This is a genomic window from Pseudomonas sp. NPDC087346, from assembly GCF_044744235.1.
GTDB lineage: Bacteria > Pseudomonadota > Gammaproteobacteria > Pseudomonadales > Pseudomonadaceae > Aquipseudomonas.
Window position 1 is genome coordinate 13,647 of the sequence record NZ_JBIUXX010000047.1, and the last position, 23,382, is coordinate 37,028.

The following is a 23,382-nucleotide window of genomic DNA, read 5'->3' on the forward strand; positions in this document are numbered from 1 at the left end:
GGAACCCTTATGGACATCAGGCTTTACCGGCAAGACTTGTCGGCTTTTCTGAACGAATTACAGACGCTTCCCGAAGACCAACTGCGCGGCAGCGGGACCCCCGCCCTGGCAGAGCTTCAGGCGTTGATCAAACAGCACAACATCACGTTTACCCAGGGTGCGCAGACCTTGTTGCCCGCCCAGGTCGAAAAGCTGCTGGCTTATTTTCTGCCGCCCACCCCGAACACCGCGGGCGGGTTGTATGAGCTGCAGGTCAAGTCCGGGATCGAGTCAGCCAAACAACTGATCAGCCAGTACGCCGATGCGAAGCCGGGGCAGCCGTGGCCGTTGAAAGAGTTCCTGGCCAAGGCGCATTTCGGGCTGACCGGTGACCGGATCGACGATGACGTCCGGGGCATTTACGAAGAGGTCCTGCTGATACAGGATGGTAAGCGCACGGGGCTGCGCGACGACCTCAAGGCACTGACCGCCGAGCTCAACATCTACAGCAAGATCCAGTCGCAGATCAACGCGAAGCTGGCGGCTAAAGAAGAGATCGAAATCGAGCCGGGGCTCAATCTGTTTGACCGCACCTTGTACGGCTACCCCGACGACAAGAGCTGGCAGGCCAGCGCGGAGTACAAGTTGTTGACCGGGCTCAACACCTACAGTGCGGGCAATCCGCTGAGCATCAAGGCGTTTTTGACGGGAGCTCCCAAGGAAAGCGGTGCGATGAAGGGCAGCGACTTGCTCAACAAGTACGAGTTCAAGGACGAGAACAACCCCATCGCCAACTTCGCCACGACGGTGGGCGACCGTTCCCGCCCGATCAACGACAAAGTCAGTGAAAAAACCACGCTGTTGAACGATGTCAGCTCTCGCTACAACTCGGCCATCGAGGCCTTGAACCGCTTCGTTCAGAAGTACGACAGCATGATGCGCGACATTTTAAATGCCATATAGGAACGGTTGATGAGCCAGCAAGAACATGAGGTGTCTGAGGAATACGAGAAGGAGCTGGAGGCGTTTTTGCGCGACGGCGGCACGCTAGCCATGCTCAAGAACATCTCCAGCGACAGCCTGGAGCAGCTCTATTGTCTGGCATTCAATCAATACCAGGCCGGCAAATGGGATGACGCTCACAAAATTTTTCAATCGCTGTGCATGCTTGATCACTACGACGTTCGGTTCTTCCTGGGGTTGGGGGCGTGCCGGCAGTCTATGGGGCAGCTTGAGCAGGCATTGCAGAGCTTCAGTTATGGCGCGTTGATCGACATCAACGAGCCCAGGTTTCCGTTTCATGCTGGCGAGTGTCACCTGCAACTGGGGGATCTCGACGGGGCCGAGAGTGGCTTCTACTCGGCTCAGGCCTTGGCCGCAGCACAGCCGGCGCACTCGGTTTTGGCCGAACGTGCCGGCGCCATGTTGGAAGCCGTATTAGCGAGAAAGGATCAACACAATGAATCCGATAACGTTTGATCGCGTTGCGCTGACCACAGGGAACGTTCTTGCGAACGACCCGGTGGTTCGCCCACGCAATGACCGGGGGGACGCGCTCACGGTCACCCGGGTCGAGGCGGATGGCCGACCGGCCGCCCCGTCTCAGGGGGGGCAACTGACAGCGCCGCTGGCGGCCAGCCAGCAGCGTCTGGAGGCCACCACTCGGGCGGACATCAACCGCCTGGTGCAGTCCGTGCGTCAGGACAGTGTGCTGGCTCAGCGTTTCATCGCCGAAACCTCAAGACTTGGGGTGGCGCGGCTCAGTTCGGTCGAGGCTTTCGAGATCGAGTTGGCCAAGCTGACCGGCGAACTGGAGTCCACGCAGAAGAAGCTCAAACTCGAAGAAATCACTCGGGCGCGTGAGCAAAATCTGCAAAAGATGGACGAAAACCAGAAGAAGATCAAAGAGTCGACCGAGGCTGCAAAAGAAGCCCAGAAGTCCGGTCTTGTGGGCAAGATTTTTGGTTGGATCAGTGCCATTGCGTCGATCATCGTCGGCGCAATCCTGGTCGCGACGGGCGTGGGTGCGGCCGCGGGTGCATTGATGATCGCCGGTGGTGTCATGGGTATCGTCTCCCAGTCGGTGCAACAAGCGGCGAAGGACGGATTGATCAGCAAAGAAGTCATGGAAAAGCTCGGACCGGCTCTGATGGGGATTGAAATCGCCATCGCCGTGATCGCTGTGGTAGCCAGTTTTGGGGGGGCTGCCGTAGGGGCGGTCGCCAAGTTGGGGGCGAAAATCGGTGGCAAGGCCGCCGAGTTCACCGCCAGTGTCGCCGCCAGAGTGACGGAGTTGGGCGCCAAGTTCGGCAACGCTGCGAGCCAGTCGATTTCCCATGGGGTCAAGCTTGGGGTGCAGATTTCCGACGTGACCCTGGATGTTGCCAGCGGTGCGGCGCAAACCGCCAACTCGGCGCTGCAAGCCAAGGCCGCGGACAAACAGGCCGATGCCCTAGAGGCGCGTTCCGAGCTCACCCAGTTCCAGAATGTCCTGGACAAACTCAAGGAAGAGCTCAGCCGCATGGTCGAGTCGTTTTTGCAGATCATGGAACTGATATTCCAGATGATTAATGCCAAGGGCGACAGTCTGCATAACCTATCCAGCCGCCCTGCGGCGATCTGAGGAATACATCAATGATGATTGAAACACGGTATGGCACTCAGGGCCCGGGCCAGATCGACAACGCCCAGCCGCTGGAAAAAGCCAAAGTGAATGTGCCGGCGGAAACGCCCCACACCTCAGGCCCGATGACGCTCGGCGAACAGAAAAAAAGCTCGGGTGTCGACCTGATTGAACCGCGCCAGCTGTTCAAGCCCGATGGTCTGAGCAAGGTCAGCAGTGAGCTCAATGGCAGCGTGGAACTGATGGTGCTGCTGTTTCGCATCGCGCAGAAGGCTCGCGAGCTGGGGATCATGCAGCGTGACAGCGAGAACACCTCCATCATCAACGCGCAGAAATCACAAGTGGACGAAATGCGCAACGGCTCCAAATTGATGATTGCCATGGCGGTGATCTCCGGGGTGATGGCTGTGACTTCGGCCGTGACCGGTGCCATCGGTGCGATCAAGAATGGCAAGGCGATCAGCCAGGAAAAAGTGCTGGAGAAAAACATCGCCGGGCGCAACGAACTGATCGACGCGAAGATGCAATCGCTGGGCAAAACCTCCGACGCCGATCGCGCCGAAATCGGCAAGATCTGGGCCAAGGACCAGGCTGCGGACGGCAGTGCGTTCAAGTTGGCCGGGCAGGGTGTGGATAACCGCAATGCCAAGCTGCAAAGCATCAACGGTGTGAGTCAGGCGCTTGGGCAACTGGTTAACACCTCGGTGCAAGTCAAGCAAACGGCGATCCAGGCCGATGCCAAGGAATATGAAGTCAACGCGTCGGTTGCCCAGAGCGAAAAGCAAAAGGTCGAAGATCAGTTGAGCTACAATGCCAACTTCATGAAAGAGCTGCTGCAGTTGCTCCAGCAGTACACCCAGAACCACAACCAGGCGTGGCGTGCTGCCGCCGGCGTCGTCTGATATGATTGGGTTTGTCGAGTTCTGAACTAGGTTTACACTTGTTTCACCCCAACGCCCGATGCACCGCATTGGGCGTTTTGTATGTGCGCCAGGCATGGCGCGTTGCGCGTAAGCGCAACCAGCTTGGCTGTGGTGGCCATGCTGGTGACTTGGAGATGAAAGTCCTCTAATGGGCTTTCCCCATCTCGGACTACTACGAGAGCTCCGCCAGTCAATGCGTCATCGGCGCCATGCCCCCTTAGCATCCGTCATTGACCTTCCTCGGTTCACCTATCTGGACGCAAGCATGTTGAGGAGGCTGCCCATCACACTCTTTACCCTTGCTTGCCGCAAGTTGAGAGAAAGCAGCAGTCCGACCTGTGATGGATTCTGCTGTCCCGGAATTCAGCTTACCTATCAGAACGCCTTCGATCAGCAGCACATCGTTATCACTGCCTGTTCTTTCTGTACGGCTTAACAGATCACGTAAGCTGTGGTGACATTTCAACCCTCGGAGACGGATTAATGGATTCATGTTCTTCAGCCTTTCAACACTCGGTCTTGAGGATCATCTTGGTTTAGTGATCTCGCCTCAATCCCCGTTGTCAGCGGGTTACATCACCCTGCAGGCATGCCACAGGTCCACTGCCGCTCAGACTCACCACCGTCACAGTCGGTGGGATGTTTGGGTTCTCATCATGAGTTCCCTGTTCAACATTCCAGATAGACGCGTGGTTCATTTGAGCATCCATGCTCGCCCTGAACTCCGGGCACACTGTAGGTGATGTCGCCGCACCACACCTGGTTGGGTGCTGGAACATCGAACGCCCGACTCAAGATGTTCGGGATGTCCAACCGTTCAGCCGTCGCTCGTTTATAGACATGTGATCCGGGCTGTTTACTGACGAGCTCAAGCTCGCGCATCAGACTGCGCACTTTGAATCGACCGAGCTGCTCACCGTCGTCACGCATCAGCGACAGGATGCTGCGGCTGCCCGCAGCACTGCGACTTTGCGAGAACAGCTCGCTCACCCGGTTGTGCAACCGAAGCCGTTCGACATCAGGCGTTCGGCGCCTAAGGCGCTGGGCGTAGTAGCACGAACGGGGGCTTCAAACACCTTGCACAGCCAATCAATCGGCTCATGGACTCTCAACTGATTGATCAGCGCGTACGCTCGTTATCTTCCGACATCAAGAGAACCATAGATTTTTAAATATCGTTTTTTCCCGTTCAATGCGGGCGATCCGGGCTTCCAGTGCCTGGGTTTTTTGCTGTTCCGGGGGGCAGCGCTTTGCTCTGCGGAGTGACGCCTTGGCGCTCCTGCTGAACCTGATCAACCCCGCGGTGCAGGACCGACTCGCCGACGCCGAGTGAACGGCTGGCTTCGATGTAGCTGTAGTTTTGCTTGAGCACGAGGTCGGCAGCCTCGCGTTTGAATTCAGCAGAAAAGAAACGGCGCTGGTTGGTCATCTGACACCTCGATCTGGCGAGCATTCCCACCTAAATGGGTGTCCGATTTCATTAGATCACCACATTTAACTGTATATATACAGTTAAATAACAACTCACTTACGACATACGAAGAAGCTAGAAATGTCAGATCTACACACGCAACCGCAGGATCAATCGAAGCTGGTGATCGCCCGTTTCGATGATCTTTTTACCGAACACGGCATCGCCATCACCGGGGACAACGATCACCTGGTGCTGCACATTGCCGAGCAGCACAGTCATGCGCAGCCACCGACTTCGCCTCCGCTAGCCTTAATAAGCGAAGCGCCGGTGAATTTCGAGGCCGCTGAACACGTCGCGATTGGCGACCAAACCCTGCTGCGCTTCGTCGAACACGCCGACGAGCCGATCCTCGCCCGCAATGCGCCGTTGCGCCTGCCCAACGGCTTAGCGCTGACTTACGGCCAAGTGCTGGCACTGGGCGGTGATTTCTATGGCATCGCGGATCAGCCGATCAGCGACGGCGCCACCCCATCGGATCGCCTTAACCGTTTTGCCAGCGCGTTCTCCACCTTGGCAGTGTGGCCCACCTCAAAAGCCGAGGCCGTGCAAATCCTCGCCGTGATGCAAAGAGAAATCGACGCCGTGAACCAGGCGATCAGGGACGGTCGAGACCCCCACGAAGCCTACGACGCCCTCGGTGATACATTGTCGGCAGAGTGGAACAAGATCACCGGCGGTGGCAGTTTTATCTCGGACCTGCTCCCGCTTGGGCGTTACCTGAAACTGGCGGCGAACAACTCCGACCACTTTGGCGAATGGGCGCTGAATGCTTATATCGCCGGCCACACCGCCGCGCTTCAGCACGCTGCGAGGGCCCACGCGGCCCAGGATAAAAAACAACTGGAAGTCGCCTATGCGGCGAACGCCTTTGCCGATCACTTCCTCACCGACCTGTTTTCCGCTGGCCACCTGCGAGTGCCACGCAAGGCGATGGCAGAGAAGGTGACACCGAGTGATTTGGGCTCGCTGATTACCCGCTTCATGCACGACGAAGACAGCAAGTTCGGCCTCAATGTGCGCAACGGCAACAACGAGCAATGGCGTACGTATGGGGACAAGCGCTACATCTACGCCATCGACAGCGCCAACCGCATTCACGCCAACGAAGCGGTTCAACTGTCTGCGGACGAAGTGTACGCGGCGTACCTCACCGGCAACTATCCGATCCCCAGCAGCTATGCGGCGCTGAAAAAGCTGCCGGACCTTCAAGCGGTGCTGAACCTGGAGACCAACTTCTCGCCACTGTTCCGGCTCGAAGACGGCAAATTACTGCGACGCAAGAACGTGAACAACCTCAACGACACCGAGACTGTCGACAAGTGGTGGGGCTGGAGCACTTATGCGGTGCTCAAGAAATACCAACCAACTGGCAACGTTGCCTGATAAGGAAATTAACAAAATGACGATCAAATTGAAACTGGAACTGGCTTCGGGACAGTCGCTGGAGGGGGCGCCGCTGGAGTTGTTGTCCAAGGGTGTGCCGATTGCGCGGGCGGTGGTGGATGCTCTGGGATTGGTGGTTTTTGACGCCAAGCCTGGGACGGCTGAATTGGCAGTGCGGGTGGATAGCGAGATTTGAAGGCTGGCTGAAGTTACTTCGCCAAAGCTGCCGACGCCATCACGAGCAGGCTCGCTCCCACATTTGAGAGCGGGTGTTCACAACTCATGTGTTCACCGCAGATCAGTGTGGGAGCGAGCCAGAACTGGTCAAGTAGTCTTGGACACCCGTTAAGGTTTACGCCGCCATTCGTTCCCTCATGAATGGCGACCGATAACCGTTGTAGCTGTGAGGCCTGATGGTGTTGTAACGCGATATATAGCGCTGCACATCCGTTCGGGTCTCAAGCTCTTTTATTCTCTGCTTGGGAGTTAATGGCAACGTAGGCTCGTCCATCGCTCGGACCCTCTGGGAGCGAATGGAAGCGGCTTGGCTCCAATCCTGCCGACCATGCTTGCGTAACCAAACTAACACCGTCGACCGCCCCTGAATTCCGTAGCGCCGTTGAGCCTCTTTATAACTCAACTCGCCTTTTTCGACTCGGTCAACGACCGACAATTTAAAAGTCAGCGTGTAATCGCGCTGACTGCGTTTTGCGCCCGTACCCATTGCACCTACCTGATGAGAAGTCAGAAGGTATAAACCTTATTCAGGACGAAACAGTTGTAGGTAAAAAAGCCGCAGTGATCAGGCTGTGTGAAAACAGCAATCTGCTGGCCGGTTGAAGAAAATGCCCGTATCGCAAGATACGGGCATTTTTCTTATGCGCTATATCCAAGGTGAAAACCGCTCCCAGAGCGCGCTGTTTCCACTCTCGCTAGACGAACTCATTCCCGATGACCATCTGGTTCGGGTGATCGAGGCCTATGTTTCGCTTCTGGACTTTGAGCTGCTGGGCTTCGACAAAGCCAGGCCCAAGGCCACGGGACGCCCTTCGTATGATCCCGCCGACCTGCTCAAACTCTACCTCTACGGCTATTTTCAGCGCATCCGCTCGTCGCGGCGGCTCGAGGCCGAGTGTCAGCGCAACGTTGAAGTCATGTGGCTGCTTGGCCGGCTGGCCCCTGACTTCAAAACCATCGCTGATTTTCGGCGCGATAACAGCGCTGCGTTCACCGCAACCTGTCGCGCCTTTGTTCGGTTTTGCCGAAATGCCGGTCTGATTGCCGGCGAGTTGGTGGCAATCGATGGCAGCAAGTTTCAGGCGGTTGCCTCAAGTCGCAAACACCTGACACCGAAAAAACTCAAGCAGCGAGAAGCGGTGCTCGATAAGCGAATTGCGCGTTATCTGGCACAACTTGATGAAGCAGATCGTGGCGAGGATGGGGAATCGATTGATCGTTCAGCGGTGCAAGCCGCGCTTCAAGAGTTGCAGGTAAAAAAGGCCAATAACCAGACCTGTCAGGTGCTGATGGAGGCTCAAGGTCTGGCTCAACACGTCGTGGGCGAGCCCGAGGCCCAGAAGATGCGAACGGCGTCCGGCCCGCTCGTGGCCTACAACATTCAAAGTGCTGTAGATGCCAAACATTGTCTGATTTTGCACCACGAAGTCACTCAAGAAGGCACCGACAATCGCCAGCTCGATCCGATGGCCAAAGCGGCCAAAGAGGAGCTGCACCAATCAGAACTCTGCGTCACGGCGGATGCGGGCTACTCCAATGGCGCCCAGTTTCAGAGCTGTGAAGATGCCGGCATCACGGCGTTTGTGCCCCCGAATCGGTCCATCAACACCACCGGTGGCGACGAACAGTACTTTGATCGAACCGAATTCATTTATGACACGGACAACGATCAATATCAGTGCCCCGCCGGCAACCAACTGACACTCAAACAACTGAGCAAGGGCGACCGGATCTATCAGGCGGCTATCAGCGACTGCTGAAGTTGTCCGCTCAAAAGCCGCTGCACCAAGGCCGAACGCCGGTATCTGACGCGCCATGCCCACGAAGCGGCATTTGAGCGAATGGAGCGGCGGATGAAGGCCCATCCCGAAATGATGGTCAATCGCCGATCCATCGTCGAGCATCCCTTCGGCAACCTGAAGCAATGGATCTTCGGCAATGGCCGGTTTTTGCTGCGCCAGTTACAGGGTACTCGCGCAGAAATGGCGCTTGCGGTACAGGCCTACAACTTGAAAAGGGCTATCCAGGTGTTGGGAGCGCAAAAGCTGATGGCGCTGATGGGCTGAGAGGCCCTTTATTTTTCAGATCGCAGAAAAGCAAATGCCCCGACAAGTCGGGACATTTGCTTTTAACCGGGACAGATTGTGTTTTCACACAGCCTGGTGATGTGGCTTTTTTCTTAAAAGAAAAGCCCGTCAGTGACAACCCCCCAGCATGGCGGGTGCTAGCATTCGCCATGCTCGAGGAGACATGCATGGATTTGAGTATCAGGGTCAATCGGTTGCTTGCCGAATTTGCCAATCGCAGTGGCCTTCCCGCTTTGTCGCTGGATGAGGAGGGGGTAGCAAGCCTGCTGTTTGATGATCAGTTGGGCGTGACGCTGGTATTGCTGGCCGGACGTGAGCGGCTGGTCATGGAAGCGGATGTAGCGGGAATCGAAACCTTCGGTGACGGAATTTTCCGGCAGCTGGCGAGTTTCAATCGACGCTGGTATCGCTTCGACCTGCATTTTGGTTTTGACGAGGAGTCGGGCCTGGTGCAGTTGTACGCTCAGATTCCAGCGGCCGAGTTGACCCTGGAAAGCTTTGAAACCACCTTGGCCAACTTGCTCGATCACGCAGAGTTCTGGCAGCAATTGCTGCCCAAACATGACAGTGCCGCCCAAGCGACATCCAAACCCGCCGGTATGAGGGTTTAAGTAAAGCCATGAAGATAGACAGCGCTGGCATTTCACCAGCAGCCACGATCGACAGTGCGCAAGTGCCGGGAAGCTTTGCCGGCCGCTCGTTCAGTCAGGTGCCCAGTCGTCACGAAGGGGTCGCCAGTGTCGCTGAGCTGGGTCGCTGGTTGGCGACGCAGATCGGTGCGAATCAACAGAGTGAGCGACAGTTACAGCGCTTGGTCGATGACGGCAGCGCGCCTCTTTATGAGCGTCAGGTTCGTCGACCATGATGAGGGCGTTACTGTGCAGCGTTTTTTTGGCCGTGGGCGGCTGTGTCAGTGTGCTGCCAGCGCCTGTAAACAAGATCGATGTCAGGGGGCAGGTGCGTACGTCGTCGCCGGTCACGCGCCCTGCCTTTGTCAGTGTGCGGCTCTATGCCTTGATCGGGGGGCAGCCGCGGCTGGTCGCCCAGGTCCGCTATCGGGTGACGGCGCTGCCGTTGCACTTTGCTTTTCGTTTGACGCCGGTGCAGGTGGCTGGTGAGGGGCTGCTGCTGCGTAGCGAATTGGCCTGGTCCGACAACGGTCCTGTCCAGGCTCTCAGTTGGCAACCTGCGGTACCCGGTAACGATATGACTGTGCGTCTGGGGCAGTTGCCCTGTTATCCAAACTGCACTGTTCCGGCGACGCCGAAAAATCTCTGAAATACTTGGTATCAATATTAGGCTTATTGAATTCGGTGAATGCTCCGATACTTCGGCGGCCATATAAGAGTGTCGAGAGTTTCATTGGGGAGTAATTAAATCTAATTTAAGGTCAATCATTCTCGTTCATGATGACTGTCGTTTAATTAATCATCGTTCATAGCGTCACGCAGTAGTACGTAGAGGGTGCGTTTTTTGTACGACGCCTGCTTGGGCAGCGTACAGGCGGTATGTGCAGGTTCGGGGTCACTATAATATGCAAGGTGCCAGCACACTTGGCTGGAAACAGATAAAGCTGTGCCGATGGTCTATCCCAACGTTTGAATTTGTATCGAACTGCGAGGAAGGGATCTATATCCTTATTGAGGGACAGCTCACGGTTCAGGATTGTAGTGCGACACTTTGTCTCATGCCGGGTGAGCTAATGTTTGCTCGCAGAGGTAACTATGTCGTGAGTACGGGCGAGCATGATTGTCGTTTGCTTTGGATCTCATTGTCAGTTGGCTTTTTACAGAACTTTATTCAGCGTTTCGGTGCGCTATTGAGCGAGGTAGAGCGTTGGGAGGAGCCTGGGGTCAGCCTCATCGCATTTGCCAGTACGCCGTTGTTGGCCAATTGCGTCAAAGGGCTCGAAGGGTTGCTGATGCATGAGCACCCACCCATGCTGGCGTTGTTGCGGGTCGAAGAGTTGTTGATGTTGTTTGCCTTCAGCCCCCAGGGCCCGGCGCTGATGTCGGTGTTGCGCCAGCAGGGCAGCCGGCATGTCGAGCGCTTGCAGGTGTTCATGGAGCAACACTATCTCAAGGAGTGGCGACTCAGCGAGTTTTCTCGGGACTTCGGCATGGGATTGACGACGTTCAAAGAGCTGTTTGGCTCGGTCTACGGCGTTTCTCCTCGTGCGTGGATCAGCGAGCGGCGTGTCCTGTACGCCCACCAGTTACTGCTTAACAGTGAGATGAGCATCGTGGACATCGCGATGGAAAGCGGTTTCTCCAGTCAGTCCTACTTTACCCAGAGCTATCGTCGCCGTTTCGGGTGTACGCCCAGCCGTTCCAGACAAGGGAAAGAATAGCGTCGGACTAAAAAAAAATGACGTTTTTTGAAAGTTTGGTCCGTTGCCCCTCAGTAAGATTGGTCGCAGAAAGACGCTGATGGGTGTGCTACTAAACGAGATAGTCAAGGCAGAGAATGAGCGAGGAAGACCATAAACACCCCCCTCAAGCAGGCATTTTTGCTGGTCGTCGGGTATCCGTAGTGGGTCAGGACGCCCGCTCTTGGGGCAGAGTCGCAGGGTGTATATCAGGCGGTTTGTATCGTGAGTCGGGAATCATCCGCGCGCGACAGTTGACCTTGTTACAGCGCCTGCTGCCGCGTATGCAGCTGGAACAGCTGTTCCAATCCAGCTGGCTGCAACAGCGCCTGGCTCGCGGGATGGCGCTTGAGCGCGGGGATCTTCAGTTGGTGCTGCGCCAGGCCTCTGCCCAGGGTAGCGACTGGTGCAACTGGCTGGGCGACAGAATCAACCTGGCCTCGCCCCAGGCCATGATCGACTGGGTCCTGCTGCCCGTTTACAGCTGGTGGGAAAGCCTGTTCGACGAAGCGATCCCCAATTGGCGCTCTGCGCTGATCGAGTACGAAACCCAGGCCCGCCAATTGCGGATCAAGACCGAGTTCTGGCGCCAGGTGGGCGAAGCCGATTCGCAACTGGTGCAGCAGGAGTTGGCCAACATCGTCCGCTGTCAGGCAAAGACTGAAGCGGACACCGCGCACATGGTCCGCAAACTGAGCGCCATCTCCGAGCAGGCCAGAGAAGCCTGGCCCAATTGGCATCAGGGCATGGCCGTGTTGCTGGCCGACGGCAAGCTCGACGGCTTTGCGCCCGTGCCGGTGGTGCTGGCTTCCCTGTGGGAGCCGCTGGCCAAACTTGACGAGGACGCGCACGCCGCGCACGCCGTACAGCACTGGTTGCATGAGCACAGTCTGTGCCAGGCCCACGACCACTTTTATTGGCAGAGCCCCTGACTGCCGGATACGCCGAGGAATCATGGAACATTTACTGACTGGATTGGCCGCACGAACGGGCCAAGTGCCTTTTGTGGCCGATCAAACAGGTCGCTATCACCTGCGGATCGACGGCCATAGCCTGCTTTTACAGCGCCAGGGTACTGACCTTGTGCTGTCCAGCCCGCTGAACTGGCAGGTTCAGGGCCAATCCCCAACGGATCGCGAAGTGTTGCTGAACCTGCTGGGCCAGGTCACCAGTTGGAGTCGGCGTCATCCCCAGGCGTTGGCGACGGATGAACAGTCAAACCTGGTACTTGAGGCGCGCCTGGAACTGGGCGCCCTTGAACTCGACGAACTTGAGCGGGCGCTGGCGGCTCAGGTCGGAATTCTGGAAACGATCAAGCCAGGGCTGCTGCGTGCAGGCCAGGAACCGCAGTGGAAACAAACTTTATGGCGGCCCTGAGTGTTTCGCGGTGCTTGAGCCTGGTCTTTGCGTTGACGCTGACCGGGACCGCTCAAGGCCAGGATCTGGACTGGCCGACCATCCCCTACAACTACGTCGCCCAAGGTGAGAGCTTGCGTGATGTGCTGGCCAATTTCGGTGCCAACTACGACGGCTCGGTGATTGTCAGTGACAAGGTCAATGACCAGGTCAGCGGGCGTTTCGACCTCAAGGACCCCCAGTCCTTTGTGCAACTGATGGCCTCGCTCTACAACCTCATCTGGTACTACGACGGTGCGGTTCTCTATGTGTTCAAGTCCACCGAGATGCAGTCGCGGCTGGTCAAGCTGGAGCAGGTCAGAGAAACCGAGTTGAGGCAGGCGCTGGAAGCGGCGGGTGTCTGGGAGCCGCGTTTTGGCTGGCGGCCGGACATGTCCGGACGGCTGGTGTATGTCTCCGGCCCTTCGCGTTACCTCGACCTGGTGGAGCAAACCGCCATGGCCCTCGAGCAGCAGCACGCACTGCGCAGTGAGAAGACCGGCGATCTGGCGGTAGAAATCTTTCCGCTCAAATACGCGGTCGCCGAAGATCGGCGGATCAAGTACCGAGAAGACGATATCGATGCACCGGGTGTGGCGACCATCCTCTCTCGAGTGCTGGGTGACGCCAACGTGGTGTCGGTCGACGGTGGCCAAGACAGCCCGCGATTGCCAGCGCAGTCCGGGCGTGCGGTGGTTCAGGCCGAGCCCTCGCTCAATGCCATCATCGTGCGCGATACCAAGGACCGCATGCCGATGTATCGACGCTTGATCACGGCGTTGGATCGGCCTTCGGCGCGCATCGAAGTCGGGTTGTCGATTGTCGACATTAACGCGGAAAACCTCGCCGAACTGGGCGTGGACTGGCGCGTCGGCATCGGCGTCGGCCCAAACAAGCTGATCGACATTCGCACCACCAGCCAGAACATCGGCGACCAGGGCAACGCCACGCGCGAAGCCGGTGCCAGCCTGGTGGACAGTCGTGGCCTGGATTATCTGTTGGCGCGCATTACCTTGCTACAGAGCCAGGGGCGCGCCCAGATTGGCTCGCGGCCCACCGTGCTGACCCAGGAAAACACCTTGGCGGTGATCGACCACAGCGAAACCTATTACGTCAGTCTCGTTGGTGAGCGGGTGGCTGAACTCAAGGCGATCACCTACGGCACCATGCTGAAACTGACGCCGCGGGTGATTCAGTTGGGTGACAAGCCGGAAATCAGTCTCAGCCTGCACATCGAGGACGGTAATCAGAAACCAAACAGTTCAGGGGCGGGCGGGCTTCCCACCATCGCTCGCACCGTAGTCGATACTGTGGCGCGCGTGGGGCACGGGCAGAGCCTGTTGGTCGGCGGTATCTACCGCGACGAGCTCAGCGAGTCCGTGCGCAAGGTACCGCTGCTCGGCGACATTCCGTACATGGGCGCGTTGTTCCGGTTCAAGTCCAGCTTTACCCGCCGTTCGGTGCGGCTGTTTCTGATCGAGCCGCGACTGATCGACAACGGTGTCGGCCATTTCGTGGCGTTGGGTAGCAAGCGTGGCTACCTAGATGGATTGCTCCAGGTGGATGAACTGTCGAACCAGAGCCTTTCGTTGCAGAAGTTACTCGGTACTTCGCAGTGCCAGGTGCTGGGCCAGGCCCGCGAGCTCCAGCAAATACTGGCGCAAGCCGGCAAGGACTCTTCGCTGACCCTGTGCAGTCTGGGCAATGAAATCACCGGCTGGCGTATTTCCGAAGGTGCCTGCGTCGAAGGCGTTGATCAGTGCGTTCGCGCGCCAAAGAAGCCCTGATATGAGCTGGAAAATCCGCTTTTACAGTGGTCTTAATCAAGGGGTTGAAGTGCCGCTGGCCGAAGGGCGAGTGGTCATCGGTTGCGACCCGTTGCAAGCCGATCTGGTGCTGGTCGATGAAGGTATTATGCCGGTTCACCTGGTGCTGGAGGTCGGTCCGCAAGGTGTGCGCCTGCTGGAGTGGGCCGAGGGGCATCAGCCGCTTCAGGAGGGTAAGCCGTTGGTCGGTGGCACCGCATTGCAGGCACTGGTCCGGCAGGCCTGCGGGCCGTTGCTGTGGACCTATTGTGCTCAGGAGCGACAGTTTTCCGAACAATTGCCTCTGGCCGCCAGCCCTCAGGAGCGTCGTGCGGTGGTGCCCCGAGTCCATTGGGGTGGGCGACTGATGCTCGGAGTCAGCGTACTGTTGCTGGTCGGTGTCGTCGGTTTGCTCGGCGCCCCGTGGTTGGGTGCCAGTGGTGGCATGACCGGCGAAGACCCGCTCGTGGCCTTGCGCAATTTTCTGCGTGATCGCCAGTTGCAGTACGTGCAGGTCGGTGAGCGTCAGGCCAACGGCAATGTTCCGCTCACCGGTTACCTGGAAGACAACCACACGCGGCTGGCGTTGCAGCAGTACCTGGAGCGCAGCGGCCTGACGTATCGACTCGACGTCCGCAGTATGGAAGAGATTCGTCAGGGGGTGGAATTTATCCTGCAGAAATTTGGTTATCGCCAGGTGCGCACCGCCACTGCGGATCAACCCGGCTGGATTCGTCTCACGGGCGAACTGGCGCTTGAGGATGAACGCTGGTTACAGATCGAAAGCCTGCTCAAGGCCGATGTGCCGGGGTTGCTGGGTCTGGAAAACCGCGTTCGGCTGGCCGGCTCGCACCTCAAGCGGCTCGACCATATACTCATCGATTTCGGGCTTGACGCCGTTCTGACCTACCAGGACAAAGGCGAGCGCATCGAGTTGCGCGGGCAACTGGATGAGGCTCAGCTCAACGAGTTCTACAAGTTGCAGCGCGAATTCCGCCAGGAGTTCGGCACTCGCCCGGCGCTGGATCTGGTGAGCCGCAACAAGCGCGACAGCACCGATGACCTGGAGTTCATGGTGCGTTCGGTGTCTTTCGGCAAGGTGCCTTATGTGGTGCTGGGTGACGGTCAGAAGTACCCGGTCGACGCCTCGACCCCGCAAGGCGTGAGGGTGCAGGCCATCAATGCCGACGCCGTGATCGTCAGCCGCGGCAAACAACAATTCATCATCAATCTCAAGGGAGAGTCACTCAATGATGACGGCTTTGGAGGAGCGTCTGTGCGCCGCTGACGTTGACTTTGAACGGCAGCTGCGCGCGCAACTGGAGCAGGCCCAGGCCAGCGGTAAACGCCGTTTGATGGGCGGCGCTGATCCGCAACATTACCGGCAATGGCAGATGGAGGCCCAGGCAGTCGAGGCCGCCATCAGCATTCTCAATACCCTCAAGGGAGCTTCGTGATGGCATCGATTTTTACCAATGACAGCAGCGTCAATACCCTCGACAAAGTCGCGGAAAACCTCAAGGACCAAGCCAACAACGCCAACAAGGACGTCGGCGACGCCATCGCGGCTCTCAAGGACTCCGCAGACAACCCGGCACTGCTGGCCGAACTGCAACACAAGCTCAACAAGTGGTCGGTGATCTACAACATCAACTCGACTGTCACCCGTTCGATGAGAGACCTGATGCAGGGCATCCTGCAGAAAATCTGATGATGGACAGTTCATTGAAAGGGCTGATGGCAGAACTAGCCCTGGCCGGTAGCGGCCATCACTGCCACGAAGAAGCCCAGCAGATTGCGAACTGGCTCGAACAGGTCGAGGGTCAGGAGGAAGCCGCGTGCCTGATCCGGCTCTCCAGCCTGATGAACCAGGGGCATTACCAACAGGCGTTGGTGTTGGGTGAAGGCCAACCGTGGCCGGCACTTGCACCCTGGCTGGCGTTATGTGAATGGCGGCTGGGACTCGGTACGGCGCTGGATCGGCGCCTGGCCGAACTGGCCGCCAGCGGGGACCCTCGGCTGGTGCAGTTTGCCCACGGCATGCGTGACCCGGAGGGGCCATGAACCGGATCGACTCGTCACCTTCGCAGCTGCCGCTCCATCATGGACTGGACGCACGGCCTGTAGCGCCGGTCGAGCCCGGCCAGGGGCAAGCCTTCGACGCGGCGATGAAAAGCCCTCCGGTGTCGTCCAAATCGGCACCGACTGACGCACCGTTACAGCTCTGGTTGCAAGGTGCGGACCTAACAACGGTTCTGGCGGGCATGGACCCGCGCCAACAGCGTGAAACCGTCTGGAAGTGGTATCGCCAGGACTTGCCGGATTCGGCCGAAGGGCGTCATGACGAGTTGCGCAACTGGCTGATGCAAGGCCTGTCGGACCGCTTGCTGGTGCGCTTCCCGGAGCAACAACTGGGGCTTGAGCCGGATCGTCTGGCGCTCAAGGACCTGCTCAGCGAACCGGCACCGTTTGGCAAGCAACAGGAAACACTGCTGCTCAACGTGCTGGGCGAGATCAAGGGGGTTGAGGGCAGTGATTACCTGGCGAGCATCGTGCGCCGCGAGTTGCAGATCCTGATCCCCACGAACGCCATGATCGAAAACTTGATGCGCTTCACCCACTCACCCGATTTGGAGTCGTGATGGACGTTAGTCAGATAAGTCAGGCCGCTGTCACCAGTCTCGATGAGCTCAAGGCACCCCAGGCCAGTGCAGGGCAAATCGCCGATTTCGAGCAGGCGATGGGCAAGGGGGCCGAGAGCCTTGGGGGCAACCTGCTCAATGAAATCGGACAGATCAAAGAGCGTTTTTCCCAGGCCAAGCATGACCTTGAGGTAGAGCTTTCGACCCCCGGCGATGACCCCGGCAGCCTGATGCAGATGCAGTGGTCGCTGATGCGCATCAGCATGCAGGAGGAACTGATAGCCAAGACGGTCGGGCGCATGAGTCAGAACGTCGAAACGCTGATGAAAACCCAATAAGGTGCTGCGTGAAGAGACTCAATCGAATCCTGATGTTGTTGACCGTGCTGCTGCTCGCCGGTTGCAAGGTCGAACTCTATGCCGGCATCAGCCAGAAAGAAGGCAACGAAATGCTCGCGTTGTTGCGCACCGAAGGGATCTGGGCGGCCAAGCAACCTGACAAAGACGGCAAGATCAAATTGCTGGTCGAGGAATCCGATATCGCCGGGGCCATTGATGCGCTTAAGCGCAAGGGCTATCCGCGTGAAAGTTTTTCCACGCTCAAGGATGTGTTCCCCAAAGAAGGGTTGATCTCCTCGCCAGTGGAGGAGCGAGCCAGGCTCAATTACGCCAAGGCCCAGGAAATCTCCCGGACCCTGTCGGAAATCGACGGCGTGCTGGTGGCGCGCGTTCATGTGGTGTTGCCCGAAGACCGCGACGGTTTGGGCAAGAAGTCTTCGCCGGCCTCGGCGTCGGTGTTTATCAAGCACGCGGCAGACATTCAGCTCGACGCTTATATTGCGCAAATCAAGCAACTGGTGAACAACGGCATCGAAGGCCTGAGTTACGACCGCATCAGTGTGGTGCTGGTGCCTTCGGCCGATGTCCGGCAGGTCCCACTGGCCTCGCGTTATGACACGGTGTTCTCGATTCAGGTGGCCGAAGAATCCCGTGGCCGGCTGCTGGGGTTGTTCGGGTTGCTGTTCGCGCTGCTGTTGGTCAGTAACCTCGGCCAGTACTTGTGGCAGCGCAGCAGGCTTTCGTGATGACATTGTTGGTGACGCCGTACCAATTGAGGTTTTGCCCGGCCCGTTACATTCACCCTACGCACGTCCCGCCCTCGCTGACGGGGCTGGCCGACACGTTGGGTCATTGGCGTCGGCACAGCGGGATCAATGCCTGGCTGTTGGGTGAGTGCAAGCTGGACATCGAGTATGAGTTGCCGCCGATACTCGGTGGCCTGGCGTTCTTTGAGCAGGACGCGCTGCAGAAAACACTCGGTTATCTGGGCGCGTTGCTGCATGGCCACGCCATTCGCCAGGTGCTGGATGCGACAAACCTGCGACGGGTTCACGCCGCGGTTGGCGAGGCCGGGCATCGCTACTGCCTGGAGCAACTGGAGCTGATCATCGGCGCTTGGCCGGACGGCTGGCAGCAGCCGTTGCCTAAGGGGGAACTCGTTGATTGCTTGCGTCAACGTGCACTGGCGTTCTGGCTGCTGGCCTGCGCTGACGCGCCACCGGGATTTGCCCGTCGCCTCGCCTTGCGCCTGGCGCTGTCCGAACCCCGGCTATCCCAGCCCCCGGCGCAGTGGACGGTCAGTAGCAGTCAGCGCCCATTGGCCCAGGCGTTATGCCTGAAAATCGCCCGACAAGTGAGCCCGCAATGTTTCCATTTATTGAAATAAAAGCCTCCGACGTCCGACTAGCGCCAGATCAGGTCCTGCTACGCAGTGCCGACTATCAGGACTATCTGAAGGCGGGCGAATTGGTTGAAGTCGCCCGCAAGCGTGCCGAGGACATCGAGCAGGCCGCCCACGATGTCTATGAGCAACAGAAGGCGTTGGGCTGGCAGGCCGGCATGGAGGATGCGTGCAAGCGCCAAGCCACGTTGATTCAGGAAACGCTGTTGCAGTGTCATCAGTATTACCGCAACGTCGAGCAGCAGATGAGCGACGTGGTGCTGCAAGCGGTGCGCAAAATCCTCCAGCACTACGACAACATTGAGCTGACTTTACAAGTGACGCAACAGGCGCTGTCGTTGGTCAGCAATCAGAAGCAGGTGATCCTGCACGTGCAGCCGGATCAGGTGCTTGAGGTGCGCGAGCAGATTTCACGGGTGCTCAAGGACTTCCCGGAAGTAGGTTATGTCGAGGTCATCGCCGATGCCCGGCTGGACCAGGGCGGCTGCATCCTGGAAACCGAGATCGGCATCATCGACGCGAGTGTCGACGGCCAGTTGGGCGCCCTGGAAGAGGCCCTTAAGCAAACGTGGATGCAGGGTGGCCGAGTCTCTGCGCCATTGATTGGCAGCGCAATCGAGGAGCAATCGCTTGAAGTTTTAAATTGATAAAAATGCGCCCGATACTGGAAAAGCCAAAAAACCGATTCCCTTAGTATTTGCTCCAGAAAAGAGCCTACGTTCTACAGGAGCCTTTTATGCACATTCAGTCGTCAGTCAACGCGCTTGCCGATGCCAGCCTGCCGCTACTAATCACTCCGCCGAAGGGCCAGCAACCGGCCAAGGGCACGTTGTCCACGGACCCTGTGGGTCAGGGTTTGATGGCGGCGCTCAAGAGCACGATCGGCATCGCGGTCAGCGCGTAACTACCGGACATCGGCCGTGCACGTGGTCAAACCACATCCCGAAGGGGCGGCGCAATTGATTGCCGAGGGGGCGGGGCAGCGGCAGGTTACGCTGCGCAGTTTCGAGAACGGTGTCACCGAAGTGCAGCTGGCCCGGCTACCGCAGACCAGCCTCGTCCTAAACGGCGGGGGCGCTGGAAGGCATCAAGAACATTTCCGGTTTGCGGCCGGGGCCATCCCGAATCCAGGCTTTCCGTTTTGACAATATTTGCGCGTTGCTTGAAAGACATGGCCATTGGGCGTTGTTTAGGCTGAAGCAGCCTCACCAGCGGTGTTCTCCACGGAGCTGAGCCATGCTCATAAAAAACCCTAATAGTTTGAGCTTGCAAATATGCAGTGAGCCAGTGCTTCACTTCAAGGAGGACGTGCAGACTCCGGATCACGCTGCCACGCTGCACAATGTTTTCATGCAGAAAACAATAAGCAAGGCGTGTTCATACATCCTCGCAGCGAGTCACGACCAATGCGCAGGAAAACTTGCCCCGGCCAATTCTATATCAGCGTAAAAAAGAACATCGCAAACGCATGTTAGGCTCCGGGGACTTCCGGACTTTTTAGAGAGGAGCACCACAATGCTTATCGGACATAACTTGCATCATATGCAACTCGCTGTGATGGGCTCTGCCACTACAGAGCAGACCCCGGCCGCAACCGGCCAGGCTATCAGTAATACGAATACGCCGTTGGATCCGCATCGAGTACGCGAACTAACGTTTATAGGGGTGGGCAGTAGTGTGGCCTATCTGCTTAATGAACTTAATGGTCGCTTTGCCGAAGGCGGAGTAACTTTGCCATTTTCAGGAAAGGTCAGTATTGTCGGTAAGGAGGACTCTTGGGGGGCGAATGTTCGTGGCCAAGGGTATCTCAATCAACCAACCGAACTCGTCAGTCATTGGGGGCAGCAGGTGCCGGCATATGACCCTGGTTATGCTGATCGCGGCGAATTTTCTGCGGGTAATCAACAACAGTTGACCCAAGCAGTGGGGTTGGGTGCAGAGCATCTGGAGGCGCTGGTAACGCATATTAAGCAGCTGGATGATGGTTGCTTCCGAATCCGCTTGGACAGTGGTCAGGTTCTGGACAGTCGGCAGGTTGTATTGGGAGCTGGTGCCGGACCTCATACCAGTATCTGGAACAGCTCTACGCCACACACTCAGGCAGAAAAACGACTGGATAACATCAAGCTGCATGAGCAGGAAGCTTTGCGCGACAAGGTGTTGGGCCTCGATGAGTTTATGCGGGCGAGTGATACCGCACCCCAGAAATTTTCCGGAAAAACAGTGGTTGTACATGGACCAAATGCAGGCATTGATGCAGTTGAACGCGCAGGAGAACTAGGAGCAAATGTGGTTTGGTTTACCCGCAGTACCAGTCCGCTGTTATTGGATGGCAACCATCTGAAGTTTGCACCTGCGCTGGCTCAAAGTGCTTTGCGCAAAGTAGATTCACTTGATATCTATCCAACAAAACAAGAGTACGGCTCGGCATTACGACTGGACTACACTTCGCCAGAACACGGTATCAAAGACGCGCGCACTTCCTTGGAAGCGGACTACTACGTTTACGCCTTAGGGCAGGACATCCACAAACCAGGGAGTGCTGGCGCGTTACTGGGTGAGCTACGTGACCACCTAGAGCCGGTATATGACTACGACCAGGTCTATAGCGACCAGCCTTACAAGACGGTAATAGGCTTGCAAAATCGCGGTTCAAATAGCGATAACGGTTTGATTATTGTTGGGGCGGCAGTTGCTCAGTTGGCTGCCAATGTTCAGCATAGTTATATGGATCACGCTGTAGATCGAATTTTTGAGGAAATGACAAGATTTCCCGGCAAGCAGGCTGAAGAAATGTCGCAAATGTTATTAGAAGGTGCGACATCGGAACAGTTCCAGGCACATCCGAAAACCTGGCTAGTGGAGGGCGTTCAATCGTCAGATATACAGGTATTGCAGAATCTAGTAGAGGATTATTTGGCGGCGCGCGACTACTTCCAGCAACAAGTTAACAGTAAAACAGGCAACCTACGCGGGGTCGCCGCAGAGGTGGAAAACCAAACCTTGACCGAGGTGGCATCTGTCATCGTGTCGCCACAATTAGGTCCGGTCAAGGCTTCCGCAGCAGCATTATCTGGACTGATGCCAGCTTATGTGGCCAATGGCGAAAATAACTTTACCACCGACAATCGCACCATGCTCCGCGCCGGCATTGCAGATAGATACCCGAATATAGGTAACGCTGAGGCCAGTGGGTTTATCGATGACGTAGTTGGATTGCGCCGCCTTGATCGTCAGCGTTTTATTGATAAAGTAACAGCCGAAATGATAGACAAAGGAGTCCAACCGTTGGTGTCGTTGCAGCCCCCGGTGCTAGGGGTCCCAGAGTCGGTCAGGATTGCTTATGAGGCGCGCTTGCAAGTATTGAATTCTGGAACGCGCGATGATACGCCGTTAAGTCAGAGCTGGTTGCCCGAAAAATAGTTCCAGAGGTGAATTGCGAATATTGGGCCTTGTTCGGATGCCTGTTTTTTCGATGTGCGTTTTTTGATCCTTCACCGCACAACCGCCGACTTCACACTTCCTCCGCACACTCGTTTGTCCTCATGCAGTTACGCTTCATTTCATTCTCTGTGGTCAGCTCACGGCGGGATTTTCACCCACAAGCATGCACCCATGCTGGGCGCACCAATCGTATGCGAAAGAGCGCACACCTTGCTGAGCGGCTTCCTGCTATGTGAATACCAATACCGTGCGAGTAACAACACTGCCCAAAGAGTTCTGGCGAGCTTATTAGCCACAGCGGGTTCGCCATATCGGACCGAATTTTTTACAGTATCGCCCACGAGGCATTGAAAGCAGTAATCAATAGACTTCACAAGGAGCGCAGGCGGCAAACAAGTGATGGCGAAATAGGCCATTCCGTGGCGAGGTAAACCTGGTAGGGATGGTGAGTACGGGCATTGCCCGTAGCTCGATCTTCAGATGAGGGCTTCGTCAGCGGATTCCATCAGGGCCAGCAGGTTTTCCGGCCTGCACAACAGGCCGGATATAAGACTGCTCCTACCTATGCGCCAGCATGGCTACCTATTGAGCTCTGGGAGGCGTCCATATAAGACCATCCCTAACCCGGAAGGGCGTTTGATCTGTGATTATCCTACGGGCTGAAAGACACTATTGCTGATGGCGTTTGCCGATCTCCTCGCATCATTCTGCTTGATAGCCAGATGTTGAGTCTCACGGAAGGCGTTGCCAGCATCAATACCATCAAACTGTTTCCAAGCATTGCGCGGCGTCTCCGTGAATCTCCATACGAGGACCTACTTGTCATGAAGCAGCGATCAATCAGTTGCTCGACTTGGGGAGAAAAAACTGGATGAAGTGCAAAACTTGAAGCCAGATGCAGCCGGTCTCGTAAGGGCTACGAGCATTCAGCATGCTCACCATGTCGCTTTGGCATTGGAGAGCAAGGGGGCGTCTCGGCGCTGGGGTTCAATCTGCTGATTCAGCATGAAGTCTTCAAGCTGTTGGGCGAGTCTCGATAGAAGGCGCTCAACGTCTGGAACTGGAAACATGACAGGCTTTGAGGTGAGCCAGTACTCATAATGCCAAGACTAGGTCAATGGACATTTGTACGTCCAATTAGGGAGTGGTCCGCAATAGTTGATGTTGTCCTGTGATTTGCGCCCGAACTCTGCTAATCCGTATTTTCTGCGGACCGGTTAATCAGTTCGTGCTACGGCATAACAGCCATCGACTGGAGTCATATGAATCTGCTTTGGCATGC

25 protein-coding genes and 3 pseudogenes are annotated in these 23,382 nt (G+C 57.1%); 26 read left to right on the forward strand and 2 right to left on the reverse strand.

The features are described from left to right. Positions 1-9 precede the first annotated feature (9 nt). Genes ACIOZM_RS23320 through ACIOZM_RS23335 form a run of 4 tightly spaced genes read left to right on the forward strand, consistent with a single transcriptional unit; the run spans position 10 to position 3,504 of the window. Positions 10-942: a virulence-associated V antigen gene (locus tag ACIOZM_RS23320; protein WP_401217792.1), complete on the forward strand. Its 933-nt coding sequence runs from the start codon at positions 10-12 to the stop codon at positions 940-942. Positions 943-951: 9 nt separating this feature from the next. Further along, positions 952-1,458 (forward strand): SycD/LcrH family type III secretion system chaperone, encoded by a 507-nt coding sequence (locus tag ACIOZM_RS23325; protein WP_401217795.1) that lies wholly within the window; start codon positions 952-954, stop codon positions 1,456-1,458. After that, a complete protein-coding gene (sctE, locus tag ACIOZM_RS23330; RefSeq protein ID WP_401217798.1) occupies positions 1,439-2,602 on the forward strand; it encodes a type III secretion system translocon subunit SctE in 1,164 nt (387 codons plus the stop codon). The genes ACIOZM_RS23325 and sctE overlap by 20 nt, the downstream gene beginning before the upstream one ends. Positions 2,603-2,613: 11 nt before the next feature. Continuing rightward, the gene (locus tag ACIOZM_RS23335; protein WP_401217801.1) at positions 2,614-3,504 is read left to right on the forward strand and encodes a YopD family type III secretion system translocon subunit; all 891 of its coding nucleotides are present in this window, start codon (positions 2,614-2,616) and stop codon (positions 3,502-3,504) included. 756 nt (positions 3,505-4,260) lie between these two features. Here the strand turns inward: ACIOZM_RS23335 and ACIOZM_RS23340 are convergent. Further along, positions 4,261-4,954 (reverse strand): annotated as a pseudogene (locus ACIOZM_RS23340) (transposase); the annotation flags it as partial. A gap of 123 nt (positions 4,955-5,077) precedes the next feature. On the opposite strand from ACIOZM_RS23340, the gene ACIOZM_RS23345 reads away from it, so the two are divergent. Then, entirely contained in the window at positions 5,078-6,382 is a 1,305-nt protein-coding gene (locus ACIOZM_RS23345; protein WP_401217804.1) for a phospholipase, read from the forward strand. A 16-nt stretch (positions 6,383-6,398) separates the two neighbouring features. Then, positions 6,399-6,578, forward strand: a complete 180-nt coding sequence (locus ACIOZM_RS23350) for a hypothetical protein (RefSeq protein ID WP_401217807.1) — start codon at positions 6,399-6,401, stop codon at positions 6,576-6,578. A gap of 255 nt (positions 6,579-6,833) precedes the next feature. On the opposite strand, the pseudogene ACIOZM_RS23355 reads toward ACIOZM_RS23350, so the two are convergent. Next, positions 6,834-7,106 (reverse strand): annotated as a pseudogene (locus ACIOZM_RS23355) (IS3 family transposase); the annotation flags it as partial. A gap of 154 nt (positions 7,107-7,260) precedes the next feature. Between ACIOZM_RS23355 and ACIOZM_RS23360 the strand changes: the two are divergent. The 20 genes and pseudogenes from ACIOZM_RS23360 (at position 7,261) to ACIOZM_RS23455 (ending at position 22,079) form a co-directional block, all read left to right on the forward strand. Beyond that, a pseudogene (locus tag ACIOZM_RS23360) lies at positions 7,261-8,685 on the forward strand (IS1182 family transposase). Between the two features lie 188 nt (positions 8,686-8,873). Beyond that, positions 8,874-9,317 (forward strand): type III secretion system chaperone, encoded by a 444-nt coding sequence (locus tag ACIOZM_RS23365; protein ID WP_401217854.1) that lies wholly within the window; start codon positions 8,874-8,876, stop codon positions 9,315-9,317. 8 nt (positions 9,318-9,325) lie between these two features. Beyond that, the gene (locus tag ACIOZM_RS23370; RefSeq protein ID WP_401217810.1) at positions 9,326-9,571 is read left to right on the forward strand and encodes a T3SS regulon translocated regulator ExsE family protein; all 246 of its coding nucleotides are present in this window, start codon (positions 9,326-9,328) and stop codon (positions 9,569-9,571) included. Then, positions 9,568-9,984, forward strand: coding sequence for a YscW family type III secretion system pilotin (locus ACIOZM_RS23375; RefSeq protein WP_401217812.1), 417 nt, complete (start codon positions 9,568-9,570; stop codon positions 9,982-9,984). Before ACIOZM_RS23370 ends, ACIOZM_RS23375 begins: the two co-directional genes overlap by 4 nt. A gap of 256 nt (positions 9,985-10,240) precedes the next feature. Then, positions 10,241-11,056, forward strand: a complete 816-nt coding sequence (locus ACIOZM_RS23380; protein WP_401217815.1) for a helix-turn-helix transcriptional regulator — start codon at positions 10,241-10,243, stop codon at positions 11,054-11,056. Between the two features lie 116 nt (positions 11,057-11,172). Continuing rightward, positions 11,173-12,006: a T3SS regulon anti-activator ExsD domain-containing protein gene (locus ACIOZM_RS23385; protein WP_401217818.1), complete on the forward strand. Its 834-nt coding sequence runs from the start codon at positions 11,173-11,175 to the stop codon at positions 12,004-12,006. Between the two features lie 22 nt (positions 12,007-12,028). Further along, entirely contained in the window at positions 12,029-12,451 is a 423-nt protein-coding gene (locus ACIOZM_RS23390; RefSeq protein ID WP_401217821.1) for a YscB family type III secretion system chaperone, read from the forward strand. Further along, positions 12,439-14,256, forward strand: coding sequence for a type III secretion system outer membrane ring subunit SctC (gene sctC / locus ACIOZM_RS23395; RefSeq protein ID WP_401217856.1), 1,818 nt, complete (start codon positions 12,439-12,441; stop codon positions 14,254-14,256). The genes ACIOZM_RS23390 and sctC overlap by 13 nt, the downstream gene beginning before the upstream one ends. A gap of 1 nt (position 14,257) precedes the next feature. After that, positions 14,258-15,562 carry a type III secretion system inner membrane ring subunit SctD gene (gene sctD / locus ACIOZM_RS23400; RefSeq protein ID WP_401217824.1) on the forward strand — a complete coding sequence of 435 codons (1,305 nt, stop codon included), beginning with the start codon at positions 14,258-14,260 and terminating at the stop codon, positions 15,560-15,562. Beyond that, positions 15,525-15,731, forward strand: coding sequence for an EscE/YscE/SsaE family type III secretion system needle protein co-chaperone (locus tag ACIOZM_RS23405; protein ID WP_401217827.1), 207 nt, complete (start codon positions 15,525-15,527; stop codon positions 15,729-15,731). The genes sctD and ACIOZM_RS23405 overlap by 38 nt, the downstream gene beginning before the upstream one ends. Further along, positions 15,731-15,985: a type III secretion system needle filament subunit SctF gene (gene sctF, locus ACIOZM_RS23410; RefSeq protein ID WP_401217830.1), complete on the forward strand. Its 255-nt coding sequence runs from the start codon at positions 15,731-15,733 to the stop codon at positions 15,983-15,985. The genes ACIOZM_RS23405 and sctF overlap by 1 nt, the downstream gene beginning before the upstream one ends. Positions 15,986-15,987: 2 nt before the next feature. After that, positions 15,988-16,338 carry a YscG family type III secretion system chaperone gene (locus tag ACIOZM_RS23415; RefSeq protein ID WP_401217832.1) on the forward strand — a complete coding sequence of 117 codons (351 nt, stop codon included), beginning with the start codon at positions 15,988-15,990 and terminating at the stop codon, positions 16,336-16,338. Beyond that, entirely contained in the window at positions 16,335-16,916 is a 582-nt protein-coding gene (locus ACIOZM_RS23420; protein WP_401217835.1) for a YopR/YscH family type III secretion effector, read from the forward strand. Before ACIOZM_RS23415 ends, ACIOZM_RS23420 begins: the two co-directional genes overlap by 4 nt. Beyond that, a complete protein-coding gene (gene sctI / locus ACIOZM_RS23425) occupies positions 16,916-17,254 on the forward strand; it encodes a type III secretion system inner rod subunit SctI (RefSeq protein ID WP_401217838.1) in 339 nt (112 codons plus the stop codon). The genes ACIOZM_RS23420 and sctI overlap by 1 nt, the downstream gene beginning before the upstream one ends. Further along, positions 17,251-18,000, forward strand: coding sequence for a type III secretion system inner membrane ring lipoprotein SctJ (gene sctJ / locus ACIOZM_RS23430; RefSeq protein WP_401217859.1), 750 nt, complete (start codon positions 17,251-17,253; stop codon positions 17,998-18,000). Before sctI ends, sctJ begins: the two co-directional genes overlap by 4 nt. Then, positions 18,000-18,641, forward strand: a complete 642-nt coding sequence (locus tag ACIOZM_RS23435) for a Yop proteins translocation protein K (RefSeq protein ID WP_401217862.1) — start codon at positions 18,000-18,002, stop codon at positions 18,639-18,641. Before sctJ ends, ACIOZM_RS23435 begins: the two co-directional genes overlap by 1 nt. Further along, a complete protein-coding gene (locus ACIOZM_RS23440; protein WP_401217840.1) occupies positions 18,620-19,303 on the forward strand; it encodes an HrpE/YscL family type III secretion apparatus protein in 684 nt (227 codons plus the stop codon). Before ACIOZM_RS23435 ends, ACIOZM_RS23440 begins: the two co-directional genes overlap by 22 nt. Positions 19,304-19,392: 89 nt before the next feature. Then, the gene (locus ACIOZM_RS23445) at positions 19,393-19,560 is read left to right on the forward strand and encodes a hypothetical protein (protein WP_401217843.1); all 168 of its coding nucleotides are present in this window, start codon (positions 19,393-19,395) and stop codon (positions 19,558-19,560) included. Positions 19,561-19,576: 16 nt separating this feature from the next. Then, the gene (locus ACIOZM_RS23450; RefSeq protein ID WP_401217845.1) at positions 19,577-19,801 is read left to right on the forward strand and encodes a hypothetical protein; all 225 of its coding nucleotides are present in this window, start codon (positions 19,577-19,579) and stop codon (positions 19,799-19,801) included. Between the two features lie 370 nt (positions 19,802-20,171). Continuing rightward, a complete protein-coding gene (locus ACIOZM_RS23455; protein ID WP_401217848.1) occupies positions 20,172-22,079 on the forward strand; it encodes a restriction endonuclease in 1,908 nt (635 codons plus the stop codon). Positions 22,080-23,382: the final 1,303 nt, after the last annotated feature.

Bases quoted from the DNA above. Each gene is read 5' to 3' on its own strand.
- sctD (WP_401217824.1), top strand. From the start codon at position 14,258: ATGAGCTGGAAAATCCGCTTTTACAGTGGTCTTAATCAAGGGGTTGAA.
- ACIOZM_RS23445 (WP_401217843.1), top strand. From the start codon at position 19,393: ATGCACATTCAGTCGTCAGTCAACGCGCTTGCCGATGCCAGCCTGCCG.
- ACIOZM_RS23455 (WP_401217848.1), top strand. From the start codon at position 20,172: ATGCTTATCGGACATAACTTGCATCATATGCAACTCGCTGTGATGGGC.
- ACIOZM_RS23435 (WP_401217862.1), top strand. From the start codon at position 18,000: ATGACATTGTTGGTGACGCCGTACCAATTGAGGTTTTGCCCGGCCCGT.
- ACIOZM_RS23375 (WP_401217812.1), top strand. From the start codon at position 9,568: ATGATGAGGGCGTTACTGTGCAGCGTTTTTTTGGCCGTGGGCGGCTGT.
- ACIOZM_RS23320 (WP_401217792.1), top strand. From the start codon at position 10: ATGGACATCAGGCTTTACCGGCAAGACTTGTCGGCTTTTCTGAACGAA.
- sctC (WP_401217856.1), top strand. From the start codon at position 12,439: ATGGCGGCCCTGAGTGTTTCGCGGTGCTTGAGCCTGGTCTTTGCGTTG.
- ACIOZM_RS23335 (WP_401217801.1), top strand. From the start codon at position 2,614: ATGATGATTGAAACACGGTATGGCACTCAGGGCCCGGGCCAGATCGAC.
- ACIOZM_RS23380 (WP_401217815.1), top strand. From the start codon at position 10,241: ATGCAAGGTGCCAGCACACTTGGCTGGAAACAGATAAAGCTGTGCCGA.
- ACIOZM_RS23415 (WP_401217832.1), top strand. From the start codon at position 15,988: ATGGACAGTTCATTGAAAGGGCTGATGGCAGAACTAGCCCTGGCCGGT.
- ACIOZM_RS23385 (WP_401217818.1), top strand. From the start codon at position 11,173: ATGAGCGAGGAAGACCATAAACACCCCCCTCAAGCAGGCATTTTTGCT.
- ACIOZM_RS23440 (WP_401217840.1), top strand. From the start codon at position 18,620: ATGTTTCCATTTATTGAAATAAAAGCCTCCGACGTCCGACTAGCGCCA.
- ACIOZM_RS23350 (WP_401217807.1), top strand. From the start codon at position 6,399: ATGACGATCAAATTGAAACTGGAACTGGCTTCGGGACAGTCGCTGGAG.
- ACIOZM_RS23390 (WP_401217821.1), top strand. From the start codon at position 12,029: ATGGAACATTTACTGACTGGATTGGCCGCACGAACGGGCCAAGTGCCT.
- ACIOZM_RS23405 (WP_401217827.1), top strand. From the start codon at position 15,525: ATGATGACGGCTTTGGAGGAGCGTCTGTGCGCCGCTGACGTTGACTTT.
- ACIOZM_RS23365 (WP_401217854.1), top strand. From the start codon at position 8,874: ATGGATTTGAGTATCAGGGTCAATCGGTTGCTTGCCGAATTTGCCAAT.
- ACIOZM_RS23370 (WP_401217810.1), top strand. From the start codon at position 9,326: ATGAAGATAGACAGCGCTGGCATTTCACCAGCAGCCACGATCGACAGT.
- sctF (WP_401217830.1), top strand. From the start codon at position 15,731: ATGGCATCGATTTTTACCAATGACAGCAGCGTCAATACCCTCGACAAA.
- ACIOZM_RS23420 (WP_401217835.1), top strand. From the start codon at position 16,335: ATGAACCGGATCGACTCGTCACCTTCGCAGCTGCCGCTCCATCATGGA.
- sctE (WP_401217798.1), top strand. From the start codon at position 1,439: ATGAATCCGATAACGTTTGATCGCGTTGCGCTGACCACAGGGAACGTT.
- ACIOZM_RS23325 (WP_401217795.1), top strand. From the start codon at position 952: ATGAGCCAGCAAGAACATGAGGTGTCTGAGGAATACGAGAAGGAGCTG.
- ACIOZM_RS23345 (WP_401217804.1), top strand. From the start codon at position 5,078: ATGTCAGATCTACACACGCAACCGCAGGATCAATCGAAGCTGGTGATC.
- sctI (WP_401217838.1), top strand. From the start codon at position 16,916: ATGGACGTTAGTCAGATAAGTCAGGCCGCTGTCACCAGTCTCGATGAG.